This window comes from Mesorhizobium sp. M7A.F.Ca.CA.002.05.1.1 (genome assembly GCF_003998335.1).
Classification (GTDB): domain Bacteria; phylum Pseudomonadota; class Alphaproteobacteria; order Rhizobiales; family Rhizobiaceae; genus Mesorhizobium.
Genome location: NZ_RZQI01000867.1, coordinates 1 through 2,471 on the forward strand (window position 1 = coordinate 1; position 2,471 = coordinate 2,471).

3 protein-coding genes and 1 pseudogene are annotated in these 2,471 nt (G+C 62.6%); all 4 read right to left on the minus strand.

The genetic code is table 11. The features are described from left to right. The coding region (locus EN939_RS29715) for an ABC transporter ATP-binding protein (protein ID WP_164751335.1) at positions 1-450 on the minus strand (450 nt) is incomplete at its 3' end. Continuing rightward, positions 450-1,238 (minus strand): ABC transporter permease, encoded by a 789-nt coding sequence (locus EN939_RS29720; RefSeq protein WP_127270907.1) that lies wholly within the window; start codon positions 1,236-1,238, stop codon positions 450-452. The genes EN939_RS29715 and EN939_RS29720, both read right to left, overlap by 1 nt. Continuing rightward, on the minus strand, positions 1,238-2,101 hold the full coding sequence (locus EN939_RS29725; RefSeq protein ID WP_127270909.1) for an ABC transporter permease: 864 nt from the start codon (positions 2,099-2,101) through the stop codon (positions 1,238-1,240). Before EN939_RS29725 ends, EN939_RS29720 begins: the two co-directional genes overlap by 1 nt. A 65-nt stretch (positions 2,102-2,166) precedes the next feature. Beyond that, positions 2,167-2,471 (minus strand): annotated as a pseudogene (locus tag EN939_RS29730) (hypothetical protein); the annotation flags it as partial.

Consider the following 2,471-nt stretch of genomic DNA (forward strand, 5'->3'; position numbering starts at 1 on the left):
GGTGACGATGGCGCGGGCGAGAGCCACACGCTGCCGCTGCCCGCCGGAGAGCTGGTGCGGCCGGCGGCCACCAAGCTTGCCAAGCTGCACCAGATCGAGCGCGCGTTGCACCTCGGTAGCGATGATCGCCCTGGCCTCGCCGCGCACCGACAGGCCGAAGGCGACATTGTCGGCGACGCTCATATTGGGAAACAGGGCATAGTTCTGGAACACCATGCCGATACGGCGCTTCTCGACGGGCACCCGCTCGACGCTCTCGCCGCCTATGGTGATGCGACCCGAGTCAGGAAAATCGAAACCGGCGATCTGCCGCAGCAGCGTGGTCTTGCCGCTGCCCGACGGCCCGAGCAGAGCGTAGAAGCCGCCATCGGCGAAGTCGATGGAGACGTTGTCCAACGCCTTGTGTGCGCCAAAGCTGCGCGAGACATCGGATACCTGCACGCCGGCCATTATTTCTCTCCGCCGAATTTGAAAAACCGCGCCGTCAGCAGCATCAGCGCCATCGACACGACAATGATGATGGTCGAGACCGCGTTGATCTCGGGCGTGAAACCCTTGCGGATCGCGGCGTAGATTTCGACCGGCAGCGTCGTCTGGCCCGGCGTCGCCAGGAAATAGGACACCACGAACTGGTCGAACGAAACGGCAAACGCGAACAGCCCGCCGGCGATGACGCCGGGCATGATCCAGGGCAGCGTGACGCGGCGCGTCACCTGCCACTGGTTGGCGCCTAGTGAGCGCGCCGCCTCTTCCAGCTCCGGCGCGAAGGTCTGCAGCCGGGCCGAGACGACGACGATGACATAGGGCAGCGCCAATGCGACATGGCCGAGCAGGATCGCATGCAGGCCACGGCCGATACCGACGCCGAAGAAGAAAATCAGCATTGCCGTGCCGGTGATCAGCCACGGTATGGCGATCGGCGGAAACAAAAGCGCCTGCAGGAACTTCTTGCCACGAAATTCGTAGCGATAGAGCGCCAGCGACGCCGCCGAGCCGAGCACGACGCAGATGATCGTGGTGATGACCGCGATCTCGACGCTGTTCCAGGTCGCTGCGATCAGTTGGTCGTTCTGCCACAGCGAAGCATACCATTCAGTCGTCCATTCGAACGGCAATTGGTAGAAGGGAGAAACGTTGAACGACATCAGCGCCATGATGATGATCGGCAGATAAAGAAAGGCAAGCAGCAGCCAGATGTAGAGGCGGCCGAGTCCTTCGAGGATGCGGGTCGTCGTCATCACGCGGCCCTCCGCAGCACTGGCGACGCCACCGCCAGGATGACCAGCACCACCGCCAGCAGGATGAAGGAGAGTGCGGCACCGAGCGGCCAGTTGAACACGGCGACGAACTGGTCCTCGATGACCGTTCCGTAGAAGGTGCCGGTGCGGCCGCCCAGGATGCGCGGTTCCATGAACGAGCCGACGACCGGCACGAAGATCAGCGCCGCACCCGCGACCAATCCGGGCATCGACAGCGGGATGATCACCCGCTTCAGCACCTGCAACCGCGATGCGCCAAGCGAGCGCCCGGCCTCGATCAGCGAGTCGTCGATGGCCTGTAGCGTGAGATAACAGGTCAGCACCATGTAAGGCACATAGGAATGCACCAGCCCGATGATGACGGCCGGATAGGAATACATGAGGTCGATGTTGATCTTGAACGGCAGCACGGCATTAAGCGCGGTGTCGAGGATGCCGCCTTCGCGCAAAACCATCGCCCAGGAAAAGATGCGCACCAACCCATTCGACCAGAACGGCAGGATGACGAGCAGGAAGATCGCCTCGCGGCTGCGCCCCTTCAGCACCTTGGCGAGCACATAGGCGGCGGGATAGCCGATGACGATGCACCATAGCGTCACTTCGAGGCCAAGGCGCAGCGAGGCCAGCAGCAGCGTCAGATAGAGGCTCTGCGAGAAGAAGGCGGCATAGTTGCCAAGCGTGAACGCCCACGGCTTTCCCGACAGCGGCAGCTCGGTCATGAACGAGAAGAAGACCATGGCGGATAGCGGCAGGAAGATCGCCACCGTCAGCCAGAGATAGGCCGGTGCCAGCAGCGGCAATGCCGATCTCAGCCCGCTTCGCGACGCTGTCGCAGCTGCCATGGTACCCTCCTCCCAGGATTGGAAGAACCAGCCGACGCGAACCGCCGGCTGGCCTGGCTGTGATCTTACTTCACGTCGACCTTAAGCTGCTGCCAGAGCGCCAGATAGGCTTCGCGCTGGGCGTCGGTGATCGGCGCCTGGAACTGGATGCGCTTGGCCACTTCGGGATCACCCATGACCTTGCGGTTGAAGGCATCCTCGGGCAGCGCTTCCACCGCCTTGGTGTTGGCGGAGACGGGAGCACCGACCTTGGTGACCCATTCGACGTAGAATTTCGGGTCGATCATGTAGTTGATGAAGGCCTCGGCGCCGGCGACGTTCTTGGCGCCGAGGCCTTCATCAACTACATGATCGACCCGAAATTCTACGT